This is a genomic window from Citrobacter sp. S46_ASV_140, assembly GCF_018919545.1.
GTDB classification, from domain to species: Bacteria; Pseudomonadota; Gammaproteobacteria; order Enterobacterales; family Enterobacteriaceae; genus Citrobacter; species Citrobacter braakii.
Map to the genome: position 1 here is coordinate 1 of NZ_JAHLRC010000246.1, position 1,918 is coordinate 1,918.

Here is a 1,918-nt window from a genome sequence, read left to right on the forward strand (position 1 = left end):
ATCTTATGACTAATTGATTTGCGGGTATTTCACGTACTTTCTTGTTGAAAGTACGTGTTTTTTCTATTAACGATGATAAAAAATCTCGCCGTCGTAGGCTTTAATGATCTTACCGTCAGCATCGTTGATCAGCACGTACGCACCACCCATGTAGGTCCAGTGGGTACCGGCGGTAGGGGCAGGCAGGTTGCGTTGGTTCCATTGCTTAATCGCATATTCGTCAGTACGGTACAGCGGTGGGACCGTGTCACCAGGTTTAAAATGGGTAAAGTCGGCGATGAAACCGCTCAACTCATACTTATCAATTCCGGTGGGAGCAGCTGTTGCGGCCGGCGCGGCCCAGACGACGCTGCTTGCAAGCAGGAGTGCACCCAGCAACATTTTATTCTTCATACCCATCCTCTTTACCTGTTCGGGTCATCAACATCAGTCGTGTATCATTCCTGGCTTATAGGGCATCTGACAAGAACTTTTTTGTGTTCACGCCAGTCATTTCGTAAAAAGTGTAAATGAATGTACAGAATTACGACAATCTCGAGCGCAAGATCTATCACGAACTGCAAGATAGCGAACAACAGTGTGCGATTAATTGGGTCTGGCGGCTGATGAAGTGTCCCGGGAAAAGGCTCAGGTCGGGGACCGAAGCCTACGAGCGCGTAAAGGGGAGGCCAGTATCGTGACGCCAACAGGCTCCAGCGGCAGTTCAATCCGGAAGCACCGGATGAACGTTGGGTAACGGACATATATATAAATTTAACTATACGATTTTAATTTTATCGCAGCGGTAAACGGTTGGATAATTAAAGTCATAAAGTTTAGATTCAGAAAAGTTAAAGATAATTAAAATAATTCGGAGCAGAATATTTTCTAGTGATAAAACAGATATTTCACACTAATTAGATAATGTATTTCATATAAAGGATGGGGGAATTATAAATCGTTTTTAGTGAAGTGCAGTTAATGAAGCACGATCGCTACTGCTAATGAATTGGTTTGCTAACTCACCGAATTCATCTAGATCATTTTTTGTAATTAACAAAATGACTCCTTAGCTAAAAATTAATAAGAAAAAAGGGGCGTTATACCCCTCCATAATTTAAGCTACTGTATCTAATATTTCTGATAAGAAATCTGTAAAGTTTGGGAATGATCCAAAGACATTTTCGGTGCCTACATTATCTCTAATTTCAAAAAGGTTTGTTTTACTATCGTAAGTAAATATAGAGATACTATCATTGCCAATCACTAATCGCTCACTTAAATCAGGATTGATGTAATCATCATTATCCCTATAAAAATCATTCATAATAAACAAGTTTCTTACTAATGGCTCTGGTATGGATAGGCTAAATAAGATTAAGCCATCAAATTCAAATCCATCCATTGTTTCTAAAAATGTAACATAATCAGGTTGATTTACTAATAATAAGTAAACTTCATCACCTAGCTTATCAAGTGTTGGACTTAAGATAGAAGTTGATTTTCGCTTATTTATACTCAAAATGTATTGGTCTGTGATAGGCTCTTCTATTGGATAATTCCAGTTGGTCATTTTGCTTTTCAAATCATTCAGGATTTCACTAATATTATTACTCATTTAAATTCCTAATAATTAATTTAGCAGATAAATTGAACCAGTTGGCACAGCCCAAAAATAAAAATGATTCCAGTAATAATTCTAATTACGAGATTTATTAATCCCAATGAACCAGCCTTCATCTATGTTGCGTTGTGTATTGTCATATACCTCATCAGCCATAGCTCGATGCTTCCTCTTATATGGATGAGTATAATAAACAATGTTCCGTTTCCTTTCTGGTATATCATAAATAGAGGGTACTTTTGTATAGTGATACTCTTCTGCGTCTAATTCGTAATAGATTCGTGATTCATCGAAAGCTCTGAAAGGGATCAATAT

General features: G+C 37.8%; 2 protein-coding genes and 2 pseudogenes. 1 reads left to right on the forward strand and 3 read right to left on the reverse strand.

Going from position 1 to position 1,918, the window contains the following annotated elements; translation table 11 throughout:
- Nucleotides 1-66 precede the first annotated feature (66 nt).
- Nucleotides 67-399 (reverse strand): RcnB family protein, encoded by a 333-nt coding sequence (locus tag KQJ19_RS23420; RefSeq protein ID WP_019077205.1) that lies wholly within the window; start codon nt 397-399, stop codon nt 67-69.
- Between the two features lie 140 nt (nt 400-539).
- Between KQJ19_RS23420 and KQJ19_RS23425 the strand changes: the two are divergent.
- Nucleotides 540-744 (forward strand): annotated as a pseudogene (locus tag KQJ19_RS23425) (IS3 family transposase); the annotation flags it as partial.
- A gap of 352 nt (nt 745-1,096) precedes the next feature.
- Here the strand turns inward: KQJ19_RS23425 and KQJ19_RS23430 are convergent.
- Both KQJ19_RS23430 and KQJ19_RS23435 read right to left on the reverse strand, forming a co-directional pair.
- On the reverse strand, nt 1,097-1,597 hold the full coding sequence (locus tag KQJ19_RS23430; protein WP_047501006.1) for a YrhA family protein: 501 nt from the start codon (nt 1,595-1,597) through the stop codon (nt 1,097-1,099).
- Nucleotides 1,598-1,678: 81 nt separating this feature from the next.
- A pseudogene (locus tag KQJ19_RS23435) lies at nt 1,679-1,918 on the reverse strand (hypothetical protein); the annotation flags it as partial.

What these genes read in the sequence shown, in the direction of transcription:
- KQJ19_RS23420 (WP_019077205.1), bottom strand. Translation starts at nt 399, where the DNA reads ATGGGTATGAAGAATAAAATGTTGCTGGGTGCACTCCTGCTTGCAAGC.
- KQJ19_RS23430 (WP_047501006.1), bottom strand. Translation starts at nt 1,597, where the DNA reads ATGAGTAATAATATTAGTGAAATCCTGAATGATTTGAAAAGCAAAATG.